19 protein-coding genes are annotated in these 18,714 nt (G+C 63.7%); 4 read left to right on the top strand and 15 right to left on the bottom strand.

What is annotated here, in order from left to right; all coding sequences use genetic code 11:
* Positions 1–712 precede the first annotated feature (712 nt).
* The 9 genes from M1L58_RS21245 to M1L58_RS21205 form a co-directional block, all read right to left on the bottom strand.
* Positions 713–1,573, bottom strand: coding sequence for a DUF2637 domain-containing protein (locus M1L58_RS21245; protein WP_227026409.1), 861 nt, complete (start codon positions 1,571–1,573; stop codon positions 713–715).
* A 176-nt stretch (positions 1,574–1,749) separates the two neighbouring features.
* Positions 1,750–2,136 (bottom strand): hypothetical protein, encoded by a 387-nt coding sequence (locus tag M1L58_RS21240; RefSeq protein WP_154883229.1) that lies wholly within the window; start codon positions 2,134–2,136, stop codon positions 1,750–1,752.
* Complete coding sequence (locus M1L58_RS21235) at positions 2,133–2,915, bottom strand: ParA family protein (protein WP_154883230.1); 783 nt, start codon at positions 2,913–2,915, stop codon at positions 2,133–2,135. Before M1L58_RS21235 ends, M1L58_RS21240 begins: the two co-directional genes overlap by 4 nt.
* A 492-nt stretch (positions 2,916–3,407) precedes the next feature.
* Positions 3,408–4,499, bottom strand: a complete 1,092-nt coding sequence (locus tag M1L58_RS21230; RefSeq protein ID WP_154883231.1) for a hypothetical protein — start codon at positions 4,497–4,499, stop codon at positions 3,408–3,410.
* 276 nt (positions 4,500–4,775) lie between these two features.
* Positions 4,776–5,003, bottom strand: coding sequence for a hypothetical protein (locus M1L58_RS21225; RefSeq protein ID WP_154883232.1), 228 nt, complete (start codon positions 5,001–5,003; stop codon positions 4,776–4,778).
* 734 nt (positions 5,004–5,737) lie between these two features.
* Complete coding sequence (locus M1L58_RS21220; protein WP_154883254.1) at positions 5,738–6,478, bottom strand: helix-turn-helix domain-containing protein; 741 nt, start codon at positions 6,476–6,478, stop codon at positions 5,738–5,740.
* 349 nt (positions 6,479–6,827) lie between these two features.
* On the bottom strand, positions 6,828–7,463 hold the full coding sequence (locus M1L58_RS21215; protein WP_154883233.1) for a helix-turn-helix domain-containing protein: 636 nt from the start codon (positions 7,461–7,463) through the stop codon (positions 6,828–6,830).
* A gap of 24 nt (positions 7,464–7,487) precedes the next feature.
* Entirely contained in the window at positions 7,488–9,305 is a 1,818-nt protein-coding gene (locus M1L58_RS21210) for an ATP-binding protein (protein ID WP_154883234.1), read from the bottom strand.
* A complete protein-coding gene (locus M1L58_RS21205; protein WP_154883235.1) occupies positions 9,298–10,089 on the bottom strand; it encodes a hypothetical protein in 792 nt (263 codons plus the stop codon). The genes M1L58_RS21210 and M1L58_RS21205 overlap by 8 nt, the downstream gene beginning before the upstream one ends.
* 907 nt (positions 10,090–10,996) lie before the next feature.
* On the opposite strand from M1L58_RS21205, the gene M1L58_RS21200 reads away from it, so the two are divergent.
* The gene (locus tag M1L58_RS21200; protein ID WP_227026410.1) at positions 10,997–11,392 is read left to right on the top strand and encodes a hypothetical protein; all 396 of its coding nucleotides are present in this window, start codon (positions 10,997–10,999) and stop codon (positions 11,390–11,392) included.
* Positions 11,392–11,931 (top strand): thermonuclease family protein, encoded by a 540-nt coding sequence (locus M1L58_RS21195; protein ID WP_227026411.1) that lies wholly within the window; start codon positions 11,392–11,394, stop codon positions 11,929–11,931. The genes M1L58_RS21200 and M1L58_RS21195 overlap by 1 nt, the downstream gene beginning before the upstream one ends.
* Before the next feature lie 459 nt (positions 11,932–12,390).
* Here the strand turns inward: M1L58_RS21195 and M1L58_RS21190 are convergent, their stop codons facing one another.
* From M1L58_RS21190 to M1L58_RS21180, 3 genes are all read right to left on the bottom strand, one after another.
* Positions 12,391–14,106 (bottom strand): hypothetical protein, encoded by a 1,716-nt coding sequence (locus tag M1L58_RS21190; protein ID WP_154883237.1) that lies wholly within the window; start codon positions 14,104–14,106, stop codon positions 12,391–12,393.
* A gap of 145 nt (positions 14,107–14,251) precedes the next feature.
* Complete coding sequence (locus M1L58_RS21185) at positions 14,252–14,626, bottom strand: helix-turn-helix domain-containing protein (RefSeq protein WP_308221832.1); 375 nt, start codon at positions 14,624–14,626, stop codon at positions 14,252–14,254.
* The gene (locus M1L58_RS21180; protein WP_154883238.1) at positions 14,619–15,023 is read right to left on the bottom strand and encodes a hypothetical protein; all 405 of its coding nucleotides are present in this window, start codon (positions 15,021–15,023) and stop codon (positions 14,619–14,621) included. The genes M1L58_RS21185 and M1L58_RS21180 overlap by 8 nt, the downstream gene beginning before the upstream one ends.
* 66 nt (positions 15,024–15,089) lie before the next feature.
* Here M1L58_RS21180 and M1L58_RS21175 point away from each other — a divergent pair, with 66 nt between their 5' ends.
* Together M1L58_RS21175 and M1L58_RS21170 are read left to right on the top strand one after the other, a co-directional pair.
* Positions 15,090–16,007: a hypothetical protein gene (locus M1L58_RS21175; RefSeq protein ID WP_154883239.1), complete on the top strand. Its 918-nt coding sequence runs from the start codon at positions 15,090–15,092 to the stop codon at positions 16,005–16,007.
* Entirely contained in the window at positions 16,000–16,218 is a 219-nt protein-coding gene (locus M1L58_RS21170) for a hypothetical protein (RefSeq protein ID WP_154883240.1), read from the top strand. The genes M1L58_RS21175 and M1L58_RS21170 overlap by 8 nt, the downstream gene beginning before the upstream one ends.
* A gap of 37 nt (positions 16,219–16,255) precedes the next feature.
* On the opposite strand, the gene M1L58_RS21165 is transcribed toward M1L58_RS21170, so the two are convergent.
* Genes M1L58_RS21165 through M1L58_RS21155 form a run of 3 tightly spaced genes read right to left on the bottom strand, consistent with a single transcriptional unit; the run spans position 16,256 to position 18,713 of the window.
* A complete protein-coding gene (locus M1L58_RS21165) occupies positions 16,256–16,831 on the bottom strand; it encodes a hypothetical protein (RefSeq protein ID WP_154883241.1) in 576 nt (191 codons plus the stop codon).
* A complete protein-coding gene (locus M1L58_RS21160) occupies positions 16,828–17,139 on the bottom strand; it encodes a hypothetical protein (RefSeq protein WP_154883242.1) in 312 nt (103 codons plus the stop codon). Before M1L58_RS21160 ends, M1L58_RS21165 begins: the two co-directional genes overlap by 4 nt.
* Positions 17,136–18,713 (bottom strand): peptidoglycan DD-metalloendopeptidase family protein, encoded by a 1,578-nt coding sequence (locus M1L58_RS21155; protein WP_248660383.1) that lies wholly within the window; start codon positions 18,711–18,713, stop codon positions 17,136–17,138. The genes M1L58_RS21160 and M1L58_RS21155 overlap by 4 nt, the downstream gene beginning before the upstream one ends.
* Between the last annotated feature and the right edge of the window lies 1 nt (position 18,714).

Genomic DNA, 18,714 nt, shown 5'->3' with positions numbered 1-18,714 from the left:
GATGTCTCCATTCGCAGTGATATTGGTGGCCGTCGAGCGGCCCTTGCATACATCTGTTGCACTCAGCTGCCAGGAAAGTTCCCTCCCCTCCCACGAGATTCGGATCGGAGCAACACCAAGCAGAGACGACGTCGGCGGGCCGGTTCTCACGAGACCGGCCCGCCGACAGCGGTGTTGCCTGGCGGTGTTCTACACCTGGCGCTTCCAAACGCCGTTGTCCTTGCAGATGGGGCACGACGCGGAAGTGGGGTACTGCGGATGTTCGTGCTTGGGCTGGATCGACTCGATCTTGGGTTGCAGCACCCGGGGCAGGTTGCTGTCGGTCGCTGCGGCCGCAGGGCCGGCAAGGATGGACAGGCCAAGCCCAGTCCAGCGACACCGAGCATCAGCGCCGAGGCGCGAGTCTTCTTCGAGTTCATGGTCATACCTTCCGTGAAAGCCATGGCCGATTGGCCCTTCCACAGATCCGTTGCACCGACACAGCAGGTAAGTTCCCACGCTCGACGATCTTCTACGCACGCCCACTCATGGGCGACCACATGGCCTTGATGGCAACCGACCGGTTAGGAAGGGCGGCAGCGCAGCGAAGCGGAGATCGTCTTCTCCGTTGCGGACACGAAGTATCGGCTAAGCCTCAGCACCTCAACAGTCCCCACCGAAAATCACCACTCCCCCACCGCGCATCGCAGCGCGCTCACGCCGGGCCGAGCCGTCAGCGGGCTTCGACGAGCGCACGCTCACCGACTGATGTCTGCACAGGCTCGGTGAGCGTACGCACGGGCGGCGTGGGCGTATGCACTGCGTCGGCGCATCCCTGAGCGATAGTCATCCAGCGGCCGATGGTGGTTCTGTGCACACCGATCCAGAGCGCGGCCTCCTCTTTCGGTGCATTGAGCCGTTCGCACACGAGCGCGCGCGCGACAGCGACCTCGCCGTGCTTGATGTGGAACTGGCTGCACATGTACCGGGCGAGGTCGCGTTCGTCCTCGGTGATCTGCGCGTCGAAGTCGGCGAAACTCACGCTCACCGGCGCAGCCGAGGAATCTGTCGACGTCGCCGCCGTGTCAGACCTGTTGACCTGCATCTGTGCATGGGGTGCACTGCGCTCGACACCGGCTTCGGCGCCCAGGATGCGTTCATCGTCCTCAGTCGCAGCAGGCGGGGTCCGCTCGTCGGCGGGTGCGGTGTCTGTCCAGACGTGCATGACGAGACCGTGGATGCTCGCCAGCAGAGCCAGCGGTGCAACTACTGCGATAGCGACCGCCAGCAGTCCGTGCACGGTGCCCTGTCCGGAGGCGAGGAAGGCGTGCGTGGCGTTACCTGCCACGCTCACGGTCGAGAAGATCGCGAGCATGGCGAAGTGGTAGCGCTTGCCGGCGTCGTCACCTCGTCTGGTGGCGACGTAGACGCACCAGGTGGCCTGCAGGATGAACACGTCGATGACGACCGGCAACAGCGGCGTCAGGGAGTCCGGAATGGCTCCCGACATGCGTGCGAGATCGGCAAGAGCGTTGAAGCTCAAGGTGAATGAGGCGGCCACCACGATCAGGCTCAGGACGACAGCACCGGCCATGCTGGCGGCGCTCGTCGATCCTTGATTGCGCTCCTCGGGCCGCGAAGTAGGGTCAGGCATAGATCAACAGCTCCAATCTGTTGGTCGATGGTCCTGGTGGCGCCGCAATCGCCACCAGGACCGCCTCGTAGCTAGCTGGGTTAGCAGAATTAGCTAGCCTAGCTGCGCTATGTTTGCTAGCAGCCTCGCTTGGTGAGGTACTCGTCCAGGGCGGCGTCGGTGATCGATTGCAGAGATATGTGCTTGTCGCCAGTCTCGTACCGAAGCTTCGAAACTGCCCGCACCGCACGGGCCTTGACACTCGGTCGGATGCGGACGTTGTGCTGTTCGGTGAGCTTTTCCTCGCCTTCCGAAAGTCCGGGTGATGGCTGTGGTGCGGCCAGGGGTGTCGCGACTGGCGGTGGCGCCACCTGGGATGATGCTGCTGCCGGTGGAATCTCATCGACCGTCGCCTGCGCTGCCTGCGTAGGGGCTGACAGCCGAGTCTGCCGCGCGGGGCGCTCGGGGAGGCTTTCGGCTGGATGTCGGCGTGTAATTGCCGGGCTGCGTTCGACTTTGCTCATGATGCGGTCTCCTTCGCTGCGAGATTGAGCTCATCGAGTAGATCTGAGTAGGCCAATTGCAGAGCGAGGGACTTCCCTCCCCTGAACTTGTGAATCGGGGTGTGCGCGCTGTGGGCGTCCTGTCGGGCGGCAAGCTCGGGGATGGTGGTTGTCGCGACCAGGTCTCCGTAGGCGGCGCGAAGCTCTTGCTCCCGGAAGGTGTGCTCCCCCGTGTTGCGCTTGCGACTGATGATGATCTTGTCGAAGGACAGATTCGGATTGGGCCGGCGCTGCACACTGAGAATCGTCTCTTCGAGGTTCGCTACCCCACTGACGCTGTCGATGGTCGGTTCGGTGACCGCCATGACGCCATCCGCTGCGCAGAGGACCGAATACAGAACCTTGCCGAGGCTGGGTGGGCAGTCGAAGAGCACCAGTGAGTAGGGCGAGAGGTCCACAGACTCGACAGCGTTAGCGAGTGCGAACACGAGGTTGGGGTCACCGTTGGACTCAAACTCTGCGAGCTGAACATCGGCCGGGATCAGGTCGACGCCGTCCCATGGTGACGCCATGACCACGTCCACGAGGTCCACGTCGGCGTTCTTCAGCAAGTCGTGCGCTGTCAGCGCGCCGTCCTCGAGCTCGACGCCAAGTCCGGTGGTTGCGTTTCCCTGAGGGTCCATATCGACCACGAGGACTTGCTGTCCCCTACTGCTCAGCGCTGAGGCCAAACCCAGGACGGTGGCAGTCTTCCCGACGCCGCCCTTCTGGTTGGCGACTGCAATCCTGCGCGGCTGCATGTGCATTCCCTTCGTCGGCGGGCAACATTGCTAGCAACCTAGCAATGTTGTGCTAGCTAGCTGAGCTAGACACGCGGGCATAGCTACGTGAGTTTGCGTAGCGCACGTAGCTATGCGAGCTATCGCCGCTCGCTGGGCTAGCGCGGTACGCAGCGTGTAGTGCATGCAGTGTGCGTGCCCCGTAGCTAGGAAAACTAGCCTCGCTACGCTTGCTAGGGCTGCTATACATCCGCCGCTACCTGCGAACTCTCCTGGCTAGGGCGACATCCGGCTATCGAATGGGGACTTTGTTCAAAGGATGCCGTGGCGTCTCGACATGGCCGCCCGCGTGGGGGTTCCTGCGCGGACCTAGCTTTCGTAGCTACCCTAGCTGTGCTAGTTCCGCTCGCATCGCTATCTCACCTAGCGTCCCTAGCTCGGCGATTTCAGCTAGCGTGGGTAGCTGCCCTAGCTACGCGTGACGGCATAGCAAGCCCTGCAAGTGGTTCGGAATCAGACCTCGGTGTGGTTGCAGCGGGTGACAGCGGGGCCCAGGTCTCGATAGCCGTCCTCGCCACACAGCGCGCAGTCGGCGATTGCTCGGCGGCGAGCTGCGGCGGCTCGGCGGAACTCGGCCTCGCGAGCTTCTTCGGCTGCGGCGGGACGATCTTCCATATCGCCATGCGTTTTGAGGATCCATCCGAGGATGCGCACCGGGTCGCGGGGGTCGGCGGCGATCCAACCACCGAGGCTGACGTGGTCACGCAGCAGCTGGTCGAGGTCCGCCGGCGTCCATCCGTGCGCGGCAGGTTTCGCGAGGACTGCGGCAAGTTTGCCGGGGGAGCATTTTGCGGCCCACTGCGGTGCTGTAGCGCTGTGGCGCCAATTATGGCCCAGCAGTAGGCCCTTCTGGTTGTGCTTCGGGCGAGGTTTGTGTGGTAGCTGGCCACTTCCTGTGGTCCTGGAGTCGCGCGAAGCGCGGCTTTGATTCTCTCCGGCTTTGCCGGTTGCTGATAGTGAGTTGTGACCAAGGGAAGAAGGGGCCCTAAAGGGCCCCTGTCGGGGGTGGGGTGTCGCGAGTGGGTCGGTGGCGAGTTTGATTCGCCTGACCTGTGCATTGTTCGGCGGATGTAGGGCGTAGACGCTGGCCCAGCCACGTCCCTTGTCTCCTTTGCGCCAGGACGCCATACGTTCGCGGAGGGTGCGCTGCCGGCCACGTAGCACCTCCGTAGCGGCCCCAATGAGCCGGAGGAACGCGGTGGCTCGTTGGACGGTGCGTTCGCCAAGTTCGGTGCGGGCCATGATGGTTGCGACCGAGAGTCGAGAGTTGCGGCCGGTTTCCCAGTCGGCTGCGTCTGCGCGGGCTGCTGCGACCTTGACCACGGCCCGCTTGCTGACTCCGCCCCGGCCGTGCTTATCCGCCAGGGCGGGGCGCAGGGTGGGGTAGTGGAGGTCGTAGGCGATCTGGATTTGCATGAGGTAGTCGATGTCTGTGTACCAAGCCGCCACGCCGGCGTGCGCAGTGGCAGGAAGGTCGAGCCGGACCCGAGCGGGCGGCTCGATATGGACGACACCGTTCAGGCCCTGGCCGACACGAATGCGCACCGGTGCTGTGGTGCGGATGACGCCTCGGCGCCGCCGAGCAGGGGAGGAGCCACGGTAGAGCCGCGTTCCGCAGGCGCGAGCGAGCGCTTGCGCGGATCGAAGATCACGATTCGACACGCTGGAGTTAGCAGGGATTGCGGCTACCAAAGGGTGCGCGCTACCCTGAGACCTGTCTGACACGACAGTCCCTTCGGGGAATTAGGGAACGAGATTGCCGCCTCGTCCCTCAAACTTCACGAACGCCCTCGGTTGCCGCCGGGGGCGTTCGTCATTTAGTTAGGCGCCAAGCTGAAGCTGGATCACCTCCTGGCGAAGCTTTGCGGGGATCAAGTCGGGCCGTCCTGCCTTCTCCGCGATCGCGGCAGCAACCCACTCCGACATGGAGATAGCCGCGCCGAACTTCTCCTCGAGCTTCTTGGCCTCGCTCTTGGCGAGCGCCTTGATCTCAGGGGTCTGACGCATGTTCATGTGCTCGGTGTGGGTTTTGTATCGGGGGTCAGGCATCGCGGACTCCTTCTTTCGGACGGTTCCCCGTCGCCGTCCACTTTGCGTCACAAGTGCGGACGATCCTGGGAGCGACACGCCGAATCCGAATCCTTCACGAATCTAACACGACATGTATCGGCACCTACTCGGTAACATGTGCTGATACCTATCGGTTAGATGCGGTTTCTGCTGCAAAGCACGTCTAATGTGCTGCGTGGTCGGGTCTGGCCTGCAAGTTCTTCGTGGTGCGTTTCGGGAACCCGTGGCTTACCACCCTCGAACACCAGATCACGCACAACCAGGGGTGTTCTTGCAACCGCGGCATCGAAGGAGGCGTCGTTCGTGCCCCACAGAGACAGAGTGGGTGGCGCGGGGAGGGGTTACCGACCTTGAGAGTGGCGGTCGGCTCTACGACGTCTCGCGTCGGGATCTACTGAAGCGAGATCGCAGGATTCGGAGATGAGGGCAGTCGGTCGTGTATCAACAAATTTGATTGCTCTCTGCCACGGACCCCGGAGCTCAGGTATCCGAGGTCCTACAGGCCCGAAGACCTGTCCCAGTGCCCGGCGAAGATCGTCGGTCAGCACTGTGACCGAACCATTATCCAACGCGCCGATCAGGGGCTTCGTCGACCGGTGCGTCGAGAATGGTCGAGGCCTTGTCGGCGATCTCGCGGTTGGTCCGCGACGGCTGATTCCGGGGGGTGAGCGAAGGAAACCAGACGGTTCAACGCTCGTGCAACGGTGGAGTATTCATGAATCTCCTGACTCGACGGACTTCGAGAAGCGGGTCTCGTAGCGTTGCGCGTCGGCGGGGCTCGGTGTCTCGTATCCCGCTAGCCACCGAAGGTACCGAAGGTCATCCTGATCCTGATCGGTACCGGCTTTTGAGGGCGGTGCTCGAAGATGGTCATCCAGTACGAGGATGAGGTCGTTGAGCGAGTCCGTATGTCGGGCGATCTCGGCCTGGTGCACAATCCACGCGCGGGTGAGCCGATCGAGAGCATGACGTAGTTCTGTCACACCCGCAGCCTGCTCCTCAGACAGGTCCGGTAGGTCGTCGAGCGCGCGTCCCTTCTTCGTCAAATCGGCGAGCGCGTCAGTGCGGACAAACACGCCGTGCTCCGTGGCAGTGAGGGGTTGCGCTGGTCGCTCGGTGTCGGCACTATCACCGCCCCGATGCGGGTCGGGAAGAGGTGTGGGATCGCCGCCTTCGAAAGCACGTCCGGCGCTGCCGGGCATCCACCGCAGCGCGTCATCGAGCTTGGCCAACGTAACGAAATCTGGGCGCGTGGTCGTGCCGCGCTCAATCTTGCGCAGGGTGAGATCGCTGGGACCGCCGGCGAGGCGAACGTCGGATTGCGACATCCCGAGCTCCTGGCGGCGTCTTTGAACCAAGCGCCCAAAGCGCGATGTATCGGCCACCCGTCGCACTTTAGGTGCTTGCGGTCGCCGAGTGCGTGATGGCGCGGAACGTACGTCTTCCCCTCGCATTATCATCGGTGTACTTTCGGCTCAGTATCGTAATTGTTCCCGAACAGTACCGAATGTGGGACGAGCGCCTCGCTGAACGATATCGAGTTCGTCCAGCTCGAACCGGGCGGTCAGCGGAGGTGCTTAACCCTTACCCGCCCGGTGGAGAGGACTCAGAACGTGACCGGTCGCAATGACAGCAGGGATGACCACGGGACATCGAAACGACTTGATGTGTCGGAGGTAGGCACTTTGCCTGAGACTGAGCCGGAACGGACTATTGCTCTGGCTGAGCGCTTGTCGGTGCTTCTGGGATTGCCGGCACCGGAAGGACGGTGGCTGTACCTGCGCGACGTGGGTTAGCCGGCTCCTATGAGCGGGCCGCGCCTATTCTTGCGCCCCACCGGTCTTCGTAGCGCTGTCGTTCTTGTGCGGTGATGTCAGGGGTCGCTCCAACGAGCCAGAGCAGGTAGTTGCGTTCGTCGCTGTCGTCGGGAAACGCGGAGGTCTGCATTTTGATAAGGCTGACGAGGTAGCCGTGCTGCTCTGTTGCGTCTCGGTCGGCTGCTCGTTCGAGTAGGGCGATGGCGTAGGCAGTGAACAGTTCACCGGCAGCGGCCGCGACGTGGTTACGGGCAGCGGAGCTGTCGTCATCAGCCAGGAACGTGGTGATCGCATTGAACACAGCAGTGAGCGTGTCCACGGGCATTGGAACGTGGACTCTGTCGTTCTGCGGAGCCGCAGAGCGGTCGGCTGAATGCTGTGTTTGGGTTCCGCCGAAGAACGCGCTCGTGAGGTCGTTCTCGTCGATGCTGAGCGCGCGCGAGAGTTTGACAAGTGTGCCGATGCGGACGTTGGAACTGCGTCCGGTTTCGAGCAACGAGATCGTCCGAACGCCGACACCAGAGCGCTCGGCGAGTTCCGGTTGGGTGAGATCGGCGGCTCGTCGAGCTGCGCGCAGGTACTCGCCCGCGGCGGTGTTAGGGGCGGCCTCATCGTTTGTCATGGCGGGTACTACTTTCGCACGCGCCTAGGGCAGTGTGTTGAACCTCCGCGTGGTGCCATCGGCGATGATCCAGAATCCGCCTTGTTCAACCTGGCGTACATCGTCGGGATGGATGCGGTAGGTGTGCTGGGCTCGCGCCGATTTGAGCCCACCTTCGGGGTCGGCGCTGGACTCGAGCTGCATGTTGGTTCCGGCCAGTTTCACCACGGGTTCGGGGTCGGAGGTGCGACCGATAATGAGAGCGGCGCCCGTGGTGAGCATGCGCGTCTGGGTGTTCGGATCGTTGCTGAATCCGGCAACGGTTTGGCCGGCGAGTACCAAACCGATATTGGCCGACCGCGCGGTCTCATGCAGCATGGCGACGATGGTGGCCGCGTCGTCGGCTGCGCCGATCATCTGCGGGAACTCGTCGATGACACACACCAGGGGAGCGTCCTTGTTGCGGGTGGCCATGCGCTGCTGCATGTGTTGGCGCAAGGCCACGAGAAGGAGTTCGGCGAACGCTTTGTCAACAGGGTCGGTCGCGGGGAACAGACGTAGCGCGCAAAGCTGCTCACTGGCTTCGATGGTGGCGTAGCTCCATCCCGTGTTGTTGTCGAGGCTGATGTGCCGCCGGATGGAGCGGATGGCGTTGACGACTTCGTTGAGCACTTCGCGCCCATCGGTACCACCGGTCTTGGTGGGGTTGTTCAGTGCGCGGGTCGCTCGTTCGGGATCGGGAAGTAGACCGGGAGTGTCGAATAGCTTCTCGATGTCTTCGAGGCAGGCGACGGGGTTAGGCAGGTTGTCGTCGAGGACGTAGCCGAGGATCTGTTGTCGGCGTTCTTGGTAGTAGCGGTCGGCTCCTACTGCGGGGGGGAAGAGTGCGAGGATGCGGTCTCGCAGACTCGCTGTGCTGGGGGCATCGAAGAATCGGAATCCGCCGCCGAGCAAGACTGCGTTGGAGTGTGGTGGTCGTGCGCGTGCGTTGTCGACGAGTCGGTCGGCGTCATCGGGGTCGCCTTTGAGGTCGATGAACAAGGCTGGCCATTTCGCTGCTGCGGCGCAGAGCATGAGTCCGAACAGTAGGTAGGTCTTTCCGGATCCGGATGCGGCGATGACGAGAGCGCGCAGGGCTCCGGCGTTGCGGGGGATGACGAGCCAGCGATCGGCGGGGTCGGTCCAGTCGTTGAGGATGCGGTGTTGGTCTCGGGTGATGAGGCGGTCGCGGTTGATGATGGCGTAGGCATAGGTGTCGCCGACGCGATGTGGTGCGTGGGTGGTGTGCGCGGTCAGGGTCGGCCGTGCGCGGTCGGTGTCGAGCGCAACGCCGACACTGCGTGTGGCATCGACGGCTTCGGCGCGGCGGATGGCCCGTACTACTCGGGCGGTCAATGTCTCGTCAGGTAGGAGTCGGTCGCGGGCGACGCGACGAAGACGGTGTCGCGCAGCGAGGAAAGTCCAGAACGCGGCGGTGATGGCGACTGCGGTCCAGGTCGCCATCCAGAGCGGGTGTTGGTAGTAGAAGACCAGTGGTGCGTACTGGCTGGCGGCCACAGCCAGGCCGATCGCGGCGAGCGCGGCCGCGACGGCGGTAGCAATGCCGAGGAGGATGCGATCGGGCTTCCATGCCCAAAACCACACTCGCGTGGTCCACCACAGAGGCGCGCGGCCACCGATGTGGCCGATGATGGGCGCACCGACGGCCGCCATGAGCAGGACCGTGGAGGCGATCGGTGCGAGGCCGTCGACCTCGTCGCGGTAGCGAAGGTAGCCGTAGAGCACTGGTGGAGCGGCGAGGACCAGGAGCGAGAGTAGGGGAGCGACCGGGACCGTGGTGCCGGGTGGCGGTGGTTTAGGCAAGGCCGAGCTCCTGCTGTCGGCGGCGGACGTTGCTGGCTGTGCGTTCGTCCCCGGAGATGTCGGCGCGGTTGAGTCGGTTGGCGAGGATGATGCGGCCTGCTCGTCGATCGTCGTCGGTGAGCGTGCTGGGGTCGATGCGCGTGCGGAAGTCGACGAATGCTTCGTCGGAGTACCGGCGGGCACTGGTCGAAGCGCCCGAGGAGACCGGGGCGATGGCCGCCTCGGCGGTGCGTGGCGCGATCGGCGGCGGTGCCGGTGTGTCGAAGGTGAGTTGGTGCGGCGTGGGTGCGCTCGTACGTCGTACATCGGTGAGGAACTGGGTGAGAAGGTCGTTGTCGATGTCCTGGTTCCATTTCGCGACCGCGGGTGCGACACCCCGCAGCACGTTGGCGGTGCCGGTCCTGGTGGCGATGTCGCTGATGTAGCGCATGGTGTCGGCGGTACCGACGTAGATCACGCCGGTGTAGCGGAATTCCGCACGGCCGTGGTCGGCGAGGATCTGGCGAGTCCGCTTGATCGTCTTGCGGGTCATCTCGACCTCGACCCCGATGCGCCGGCCATCTTCGTCAGTGAGGATGCCGTCAGCCAGGTGCTCGTTGCGATCGGCCACATCGCGCTCCCATGACCATCCGCATTCCATCGCGATTGCCGAGACTCGCGAGACGATCAACTCGTGTCCGAGGGTGCGCGGGGACAGCATCGCTCCGGTAGCAATGACGACCCGACTGGTATGGGGACGGTTGGCGGCCGTGGCCAGGCCGGCGTCGACGAGCTCCCGGATCACCCGATTCGCAGTGCGAGTGGTGCTCCCTCGGCCGTGCGAGGAGCAAACTCGTCGAATGGATTCGGGATCGGCGACCTTCACCAGTTGGAGCCAATGAGCTACTGGGGCGGCCGCGGGGCCAACGAGTGCAGCGAGAGGACCCAGTGCCTCAGACATGAGTGACCCCCAAAGAGAGGGCAGACAGAGCTCGTCTGCGACCGCGTTGGCGATGCTGACGGCCTGCCCGCCATCGCCCGCCGACGGAGCCGCAACGATGACCCGACTGACGCGCTGCCGCCTTCGGCGGCACGGTCGCCGCAGGCGACCACCCGGCGGCGACAGCCGCCGGAGACACGCAGTGTGGGCAACGCCCACACGCAGCGCCGCGCAGCGGTGTCCGTGATGCGGATGCATCACGAGTCTGTGTGGGGTGTGGTGTGGGTAAGGGGAATGTTGATGACGGGGACTCCTCCCAAGGTGAGACCCACCATCCGTTCCTGTGATCGTCAAACCGAATCTGGTTGGTACTCACACTCTCCCCGTCATCTCTTCCCCGATAACCCACGCCACACCCCACTCTCTTCCTGAACTCTTCTTCTCTCACTTCATCTCTCGCTGCACTCCATTCCCCATAGCCCGCTCGCTCGCTCGCTTTCCTGACCAAATGCACACGCAGTGGGTGTTTGGTCAGGAAAGCGAGCGAGCGGGCGGGCGACCCAAACACCCAGGTCAGCGAGAGATGAAGTGACCCGCACTCGTCTCCGCGATGTCCGAGCCGAGTCGAGTCATGGACGTGTCTCGGACACGGCCGGGACACGTAAGGGACATACTCATTCACACGCATCACACTACTACCTGTCGCGCACTTTCCGCGCAGTCATGCAGTCTGATGCTGCATTTTGTTGCGCGTCAGCGGTACGCTGTCGCCATGACGAACACCTCTACCAAGGCAGACGTGCGGCAACTTCTCACCGAGGACATCGACGCGCAGATCGCGGAACTGCGTGCAAAGAAGAAGCGGCTCGCCGACGCCGGCCGGGCACTCGTGGCCGCCGCCGACGACGTCGATGCACGCAAAGCCGCGGTCGCCGACGCCGAGAAAACGTTCAACCAACGACGCCAGGACCTCATCGAGCTCGGCATGAAACCACGTGCAATCTCACGTCTCCTGGCCGAACTTCGAGCCACCCCAGACCCCGACAACAGCGGACCCTCCGACGAGAACTCGGCGGCTCCAACCGATGCGGGGAGCCCGCAGACCCACGGCGTTCCGGCCGACCCGCACCCCGGCGAGGGCGACCAGCAGACAAGCGTGGCTCACTGATGGTCGCCGCGACTGCACGCAGGAAGCTTCTCGCCGGCGGTGCCGGACTCGTGCTGATGACGACCGGATGCGCGGTCGCTCCGTGGACAGAAGCGGCCGCGCCGGCCGCGCCCAACCCGATCGGGGACGGGCCGTATGAGGTAGTCCGGGTTGTCGACGGCGACACCGTCGCGATCGCTCAAGGACGAGACATGCTGACTATCCGGCTGATTGGAGTGGACACACCTGAGGTGAAGAAACCGCACAGCACGGTCGAGTGTTTCGGACCGGAAGCCTCGGCATTCGCGACACGAGAACTTCTTGGCCGCCAGGTCTGGATTGAGCGCGATCCGGTGAGTGGTCGACAGGATCGGTACGGGCGCGAACTCGGATACGTTCGGACTGGTGGCGGGGAGTTGTTCAACGAACGTCTCATCGCTGAAGGCTTCGCCCGCGAGTACACCTACCAACGTCAGGAGTACAAGTACCGCCACGATTTCCAGCGTGCGCAACGCGCCGCGCAGGCAACCAAGGCAGGGTTGTGGGGGGCGTGCAGATGACCGATGTCGCACAGTGCTGCGACACTCTGCACGTCCAAACACTCGCAGATCATCTCGAAAGGAGGGTGCGAGATGGCGAGACAGAAACCGCAGACATCGTTTCTCGATGCCTGCGCGACCATCATCTTCGTAGCATTCGTCGTGATGCTGATCCTGGCCATGGTGAACGGATAGCACTCAGACCTTTCTCCACCACAGGAAAAGGCCTAGGCACGACGTGCGTGGCCTGAGTTCGTGCGGTCGAATGTCATCCCCACGGTTCACCGCCGCCGGAGAGTGCATGGTGCGCGCGTTCGGCGATCACGATGGGCTGGCAGCCGTCTCGCCATCGAGTGCCGACACCCTCGACATCGCGTTGCCCGTCGGTGTTCCCGGCTCATCAGTCGTGCGTGCCTGGCCGGTCGGGCTCCTCATTTCGCCTTGCGGCCGCAGACCTTGCGCGGCTATTCGACTGGTCGTCTACACCGCTGCGCCTGGCCCTCGGAGTTGCTCGTCGAGTCGTCTAGCAGTGTCGAAGATGTACTTCGACACGGGTCGAGGCACGTTCTTCAGTGCGAGGAACTCGTGCAGTGACAGCGGAATCGGGTACTTGCGCCACTCGTAAAGAGCGCTCACTACGTCGCCCGGAAGGTGGTCGCCGATGCCCTCGAGTAGCTGCACGTCTCGCAACTGCAAGACCGCAGGCCGCGCGACCCGGCCCTGGTAAGCGGCGAAAACTGGCTCGGCTCGTTTGGCGTTGTCCATCTCGCTCAACGCCGAACTCGGTGTGCCCGAGTTCGGCACGACAACGATCGGGATGAAGATGGCATCAGGTTGGGGCCGCCCCGACCAGCCCCGCCCACGGACGAGGTCCATGACCGACGCCAGCTGAATGAACTTTCGATTAGTCAAGACCCTGTTGGCGTCCTCGTCGTAGACTTCTCCGTCGGCAAGCCCCTGGGCCAGAGACTCTTTCACCGGATGATGCGTCGCCTCCACCAGTACATTGACCTGTCCGGCCCGCAAAACCCAATCACATACTGACGGCGTCTGCCCGCGCCGGCCCTGCGTCCACTCACTCTGGAGCTCAGCCTCATCGACGACCGCGTTCACGCGTGAGCTGCCTGCCGCGATGCGTGCGACGATCCCTCCGACGACATCCTCAAACTGGTACTTGATTCCTTCACTGAATCGCTTCAAGCTGTCGGTATCGCCGCGGCCGGCGAACGCCGCCATCACGTCGAACTGAGGCGGGTCGCCGAAGAACCTCTCAACCGCCCACTGCGCCCGCAGAATCAGCAGCGTTCCGTCGACCAGGTCGAGGAAGGGATACCGGGTGAAGGCGTACCGCTGCAGCTTGACGTCACCCCGGGCGCGATCATCGGCAAGCTGCGCGCGGAAACTCACGAGATCCAGCGACATATTGGCGGTGACGAAGTCCCGCACCTGAGGGTCCTCAGAGAGTTCGTCCAATGTGACAATGGTGCGCCCCGCGGCTACCGCCTGCGCGATGACGTTCCCGGCTCGGAGGAAGTCGTCGAACTCAATTCCGGTCGCCATCTTGAATGAGTCGGCGGGCCGGTCCCCCAGAGTGTCCGATGCCCGATCGGACCAGGGCGAGTACCACAGGTCCCAGATGTCAGCCTTGAGTACCTCAATCTTGTTGGGCACGTTGAACAAGATTCCGGCGTTCAGCTTTGGGAGGAACTCTCGCGCCAGCTGGTAGAGGTCGTCCGGTGCCATCTTCTGGAATTTCGCATCGAGTGCTGCGAAGTCAGCGACGGTCGGGTTCTCGCTGTCGAACTCGGTGGTTTGTTGTTGCTCGGAATTGATCGATAGAAGCAGCACTACCAGCTCCTCGGCAGTCATTCGCCTGCCCGGTGCCGGTGGGTCGGTTTCCATCAGCTCGCGCATCAACTGCACGGTCGCTTGCGGCGCAGTGAAGACGTTGCCTTTGTTCACCTCTGCCCGCACCGCCGATGTCCATTCAGCCGAGGTCGGCAGCAGCAGATCTAGTTGCAGCGCTGCGACGTTCCAGTGTGTGGTGGACGCTACGTCCCACTGCATTTGAATGTCGGCGAGCCGCGCCAGAGCATCCTGCACGTCGAGCCTTGCCAACAATTCCTGACGCTGTTGCTCGGTCAACGCGTTGACACCGACCGCGCCTGCGCCGATAACCATCGGCTGCTGCTGCATTGACTCGACGAACTGTGCGGCCTCTGTCGGCAACCCTGTCAGATCAGGCGTCGGGAAACTCGCACCCGCATTCGATGCCCGCGAGGTCAGCCCCCTCTCTCTACCTCGGCGCGCCTGCCGCTTTCGTTTGTTCGCCACGCCGCGGTCAAGCCTTGGCAGTGAAGGTGTCGAGATCCAAGGAGACCTCCACCCCGTCTTTCTCAACCACGATGCGTGGATGCTGGGCCCCGGTAGCGGCCAGGTACTCCCGCAAAGTTGACAGCAGCAGATCGTGACGGCGTTCGATCTTCGATACCGCTGCCTGTTCCACCCCCAACGCTGCGGCCACATCGTTCTGGGTCAGTTCGCCGGCCTTGCGGATCTCTGCCAGGGTCTGCACGTAGACCCGGTCCAGGGCGGCTATCTCCGCGCGCACCTGCTTGACCTCATCGGCGATCACCGGGTCGGCTGCCAGCTGCGCAATCCGCTCATTGCCGCGCCGAAACGTCCGCCGCGGTGGGTTGTCCTGCAGATCACTCACGTTGTCCACCACCTTCTGCTTCTAAGATCCATCGATCGATCGCTGCGTCGGCGCGGACGCCGACGCTGTTGTAGAACACATCACCCATGCGGGCCTTGTCCGCAGCCAACAACGCCACCACCACGGTGTCGGTACCGGGTGGGAACCAACAGATCACCCGCACTGCGACCCCGGCTTCAAACGGGTGGGCCGTACGCCATACCGGATACCGGCCTGATTGCCGTACCCGCTTGAGGCTTGGGGTTTCGGTTGTCGGCGGTCCGGGCAGGTCCCCGAGGTCGGACAGCGCTGCCACCACCCGGGCCAGCACTCGCCTCGCCTGCCCATCGCCCCGTGCGACCTGGGCCTCCAAGCGATCGAGATAGTCGAAGAACTCCTCCGGCATGTCGACGATCACACATACAATATTCCCTGGGAGGACTATTCCGTCAAGGGACTTTAACATGCTCGAAATTCGTTGACTGTGTGCGATACATCACATCCAAGGACGCGTGGCCCGACGAAATGCCTAAGTCGTGACAGTAAGACCAGTAAAGGTCTAACCGGCGAACCGTCACGCACGCGCGGCTCACAAAGTGGGATCACACCAGGGCAGCGCGCGATCGAGGATTTCATGACCAAAATTCAGCAGACCTGCCACGAAGACCTGAACCGAGCACTGCTCAACGCTCGCGCAGCCGACGACAGCTCGCGATCGACCGCGATCGATGAACTCGTCTCCCGGCTGTGGAACTACGCCTACCCGGTGCTGATCGAGATGTTGAAAGCAGGCACTCTGCACACCAGCCTGCGCAAGCCTCTCCGGTTGCACGACCAATCCCTCGACACCCTCCGCGAATGCCGCTACACCCGCGAGGACCTGGCCGCCGAGATCATCGTCGAAACCTATCCGGATTTCGTCCAGAAGGAACTCGAGAATGATGCCGGATTGAGCTGGGACCCCGACAAAGGCGCCTCGGTCGGGACCTGGTTCATCAACGCGTGCCTGTTCGTCGCCCACCCTGTGCTCCGCAGCTGGGACCGCCGACACCGACAGAACAACGCCGAGGTCGACACCCTTCGCCTGAAACAACTCCGCGAGACCGGCGCCACCGACGACGATGCGGAATCACTGGTCCTGCTCCACCAACTGCTGCTGCAAGCCCCCCACTCGGTCCGACCGATACTGGCCGCCCTCGCCGCTGGGTTTGAGGTCGAGGACGCCGCCCGCGATCTGAACATCTCTGGCTCGACTGCTCGCAGCCGCCTCTACCAGTACCGCCGCAAAACTGTCGGGCGACTCATCAACAGCGGCGTAATTCCCGCCGAGATGGTTCCCCAGGGCCACAAACTGCAACCGCGAAACGCCACTGGCGAAGGTGATTGGAACGCCGATGCCTGACCTCGCCAAGATCATCACGAACACGTCAGCGACAGCGCTCGCCGCGATCGCCGAACTACCATGGCCGTTCCTCGCACTGCTCGGCGTCACGATGCTGCTGGCGACCGTGGTCCCTCAGGACTCCCACGACCGCCTAGAGCTTTGGAAGGTGTTCGTCGAACGAAGCCCTCGGGCGAGCCACCGCAGCACCGACGAGCACGGCAACCAGTGACCACCCGACTCCGAGTAGGAGCCGCGTCATCGCGTCGCTAGACGCCGAGGGGCTGGAAGTGAGCGAGTAGCCATTGACCGGCTTGTTTCTGGATCACGGCGAGCACGGCGAACTCCCACTCGTGGAGTTGTTTTCCGGTCCGGTCGGTGACGGTGATGCGGGTGGCAACTTTCCGCTGCTGCTGGGTAGGGGTGTCGGCGGGGTGACGTTCGGCCGAGATGGTGGCGGTCACATCGGTGCGCGCACCGGCCCTCTTCCAGTCGTCCCACAGCCGGTAGTTGATGAATGGTTCAGGCGGGATGGCGGCGAGCTGAGTCGCCAGCGGCGCGTTGAGCAACGGTTCGGCTCGACGTACTGCGTCGCGAGGGTCTTCGTCGGTAGAGAAACGCCAGCGGTACATGGTGCGGACCGCGCCCAGGGTGACACTGTCGGGATCTGCGGCGTCGACGTCGAGCGACGGGGGATAGGTCAGGCTCGGTGGGGTGATGACCATGGATGACGTGGCTTCGAGATGGTCAAGGTGATCGTGGTCGTCGTGGTCGTTCTGCGAGCATCCAACGCAGGCGATTGCGGTGGCCAGGGCGATCGTTGCGAGACCACGGCGTCGGTTCACTGGTTCCTCCTGGTGGTGATGTCGCGGTGACGGGTGTCAGCGAGGATGCGGTCGACCTGATCACGTAGCGCGCTCAATCTGTCGAGGTGGTCCAGGTGCTCGCGGGTGAGCGCCACTCGTTGAGCGATCGTGAGGAGTCCCCATCCGGCGGATTCCGGTGCGATCCACATTGCCGCGTCCTCGGCGTGCTGGTTGATTTGTGCGGTGAGTTGGGCTCGGTATCCGGTGAGTGCGTTGACGTGGACGTGGTGAGCGGCGGCCCGATCGGGGCGGTCGTTGCTGGTGCGGTGCAGCTCGATGGAGGTCATGAGCGGTCCTGCTGTCCGAGAGTGACTTTGCCGTCAGGCCCGGCGTTATCGGGAATGCGGCGCATCATGACGACTTGTCCGCCGCCGGAGATCGGGGTGACCAACACTGGGGTTCCTTCCTGTTGGGCGTGCACGACTTGGCCGTCTCCGATGTACATCGCGACGTGCGATGCCTGGGTGCGGCTGCCGTTGTAGAGGATGATGTCGCCGGGTTGCAGGGATTTCTGGTCGGGAACTTCGACGCCGACGGCGAGCTGTCCCGGGTTACCGGAGTCGCCGGTGTAGTGAGGCAGCCCGATCTTTCCGCCGGAGGCTTGCAGGTAGGCCCAGCGGATGAGACCGGAGCAGTCGTAGCTGTTGGGACCTTCGGCGCCCCAGACGTAGGGCTTCCCGCGCTGCGACATCGCCGCGGCGACGGCCTTCTTTGCGAGGTTGCCGGCCGGCCCGGCGGGGAGGTCTCCAGTACCGGAGGTGCCGCAGCGGCCGCCGATGCCTGCGGCTCCGTCGGCCGACGATCCGTAGGTGGTGAGCAAGGTTTGCGCTTCGGACATGCGGGCGGCGTACTTGCCGCGCAGGTCCTCGCGGGGCCGCTGAACGTCGGCGGCGAGTTCGCCCGGGTCGGCAGCACGCCAGCCGGGCTGCTTCTGGACGTAGTCGTAGTAGGTGTTGGCTTGCCAAACCGGGTCCATCGCCGTCTTGATATCGACACCGGCGCTTTGGGTCGATCGGCGCTGCTGGAACACACCGACCGAGTCGTAATCGCCAGGGGCGACACCGTCGTTGGGATAGTTCTTCGACTCGGGGACGGCTTCGGAGGCGAGGTTGCGCAGGTTCGACTCGACGAGACCGACTGACAGTGCCGAGGCGATGACCTTGGGCGGCATGAGCCGCTTGTGCCCGACATCGATGATCTGCCGGGCGCGCAGTGCGGTGACGTCGCGACCTCCGGCCGAGGGCGCTGTGAGCTGTTGTGCCGGTGGTGCGGTGGTGGGCGCTTCGCCCGCCTTCTGCAACCACGGGGCGGGATCTTCGTCGGTACCGCCGGAGAGTCGACCTCCTGACCACACCTCGAAATGCAGGTGCGCGCCGAAAGATTGGCCGTTGTTGCCGATGAGGCCGATGCGTTGTCCGGCGGTGACGCGGTCGCCGGTCTTGACCAGCACACCGTTGTCCCACATGTGGCCGTAGACGGTGGAGTAGGGCTTGCCGTCGATGGTGTGGTCAATGACGATCCAGTTGCCGAAGCCGCTGGCAGGTCCGGCGTCGGCGACGGTGCCGGCGGCAAAGGCGTAGATCGGTGTGCCGTCTGGGCCGCCGAGGTCGGCGCCTCGATGCATCGTGCCGTCTCGCATCCCATACGGGGAGGTGGGTTGGGTGGCGTTCTTGTCGGTGGGGTAGGCGAACCCGCCGGCGGTCGCGGCGGGGCCGCCGCCGGTGGGTCCGCAGTCGGTTGCCGCCTTGTTGTCCAGATCGATCTTCATGGCCAGCGCGACGGCCAGCACCATGAGGACTGCGGCGATCTTCTCCTTGTGACGCCACAGGAAGAGGAAGAACGAAATGGTGGCGGTGGTCATC

The organism is Gordonia sp. C13 (assembly GCF_023218005.1).
GTDB lineage: Bacteria > Actinomycetota > Actinomycetes > Mycobacteriales > Mycobacteriaceae > Gordonia > Gordonia namibiensis.
Note: the sequence above shows the minus strand (reverse complement) of the source record. Positions and strands in the feature narration are given on the sequence as shown.

What these genes read in the sequence shown, in the direction of transcription:
- M1L58_RS21240 (WP_154883229.1), bottom strand. Translation starts at nt 2,136, where the DNA reads ATGAGCAAAGTCGAACGCAGCCCGGCAATTACACGCCGACATCCAGCC.
- M1L58_RS21155 (WP_248660383.1), bottom strand. Translation starts at nt 18,713, where the DNA reads ATGACCACCGCCACCATTTCGTTCTTCCTCTTCCTGTGGCGTCACAAG.
- M1L58_RS21225 (WP_154883232.1), bottom strand. Translation starts at nt 5,003, where the DNA reads ATGCCTGACCCCCGATACAAAACCCACACCGAGCACATGAACATGCGT.
- M1L58_RS21200 (WP_227026410.1), top strand. Translation starts at nt 10,997, where the DNA reads ATGACGAACACCTCTACCAAGGCAGACGTGCGGCAACTTCTCACCGAG.
- M1L58_RS21190 (WP_154883237.1), bottom strand. Translation starts at nt 14,106, where the DNA reads ATGCAGCAGCAGCCGATGGTTATCGGCGCAGGCGCGGTCGGTGTCAAC.
- M1L58_RS21220 (WP_154883254.1), bottom strand. Translation starts at nt 6,478, where the DNA reads ATGCGAGGGGAAGACGTACGTTCCGCGCCATCACGCACTCGGCGACCG.
- M1L58_RS21160 (WP_154883242.1), bottom strand. Translation starts at nt 17,139, where the DNA reads ATGACCTCCATCGAGCTGCACCGCACCAGCAACGACCGCCCCGATCGG.
- M1L58_RS21235 (WP_154883230.1), bottom strand. Translation starts at nt 2,915, where the DNA reads ATGCAGCCGCGCAGGATTGCAGTCGCCAACCAGAAGGGCGGCGTCGGG.
- M1L58_RS21215 (WP_154883233.1), bottom strand. Translation starts at nt 7,463, where the DNA reads ATGACAAACGATGAGGCCGCCCCTAACACCGCCGCGGGCGAGTACCTG.
- M1L58_RS21170 (WP_154883240.1), top strand. Translation starts at nt 16,000, where the DNA reads ATGCCTGACCTCGCCAAGATCATCACGAACACGTCAGCGACAGCGCTC.
- M1L58_RS21245 (WP_227026409.1), bottom strand. Translation starts at nt 1,573, where the DNA reads ATGGCCGGTGCTGTCGTCCTGAGCCTGATCGTGGTGGCCGCCTCATTC.
- M1L58_RS21195 (WP_227026411.1), top strand. Translation starts at nt 11,392, where the DNA reads ATGGTCGCCGCGACTGCACGCAGGAAGCTTCTCGCCGGCGGTGCCGGA.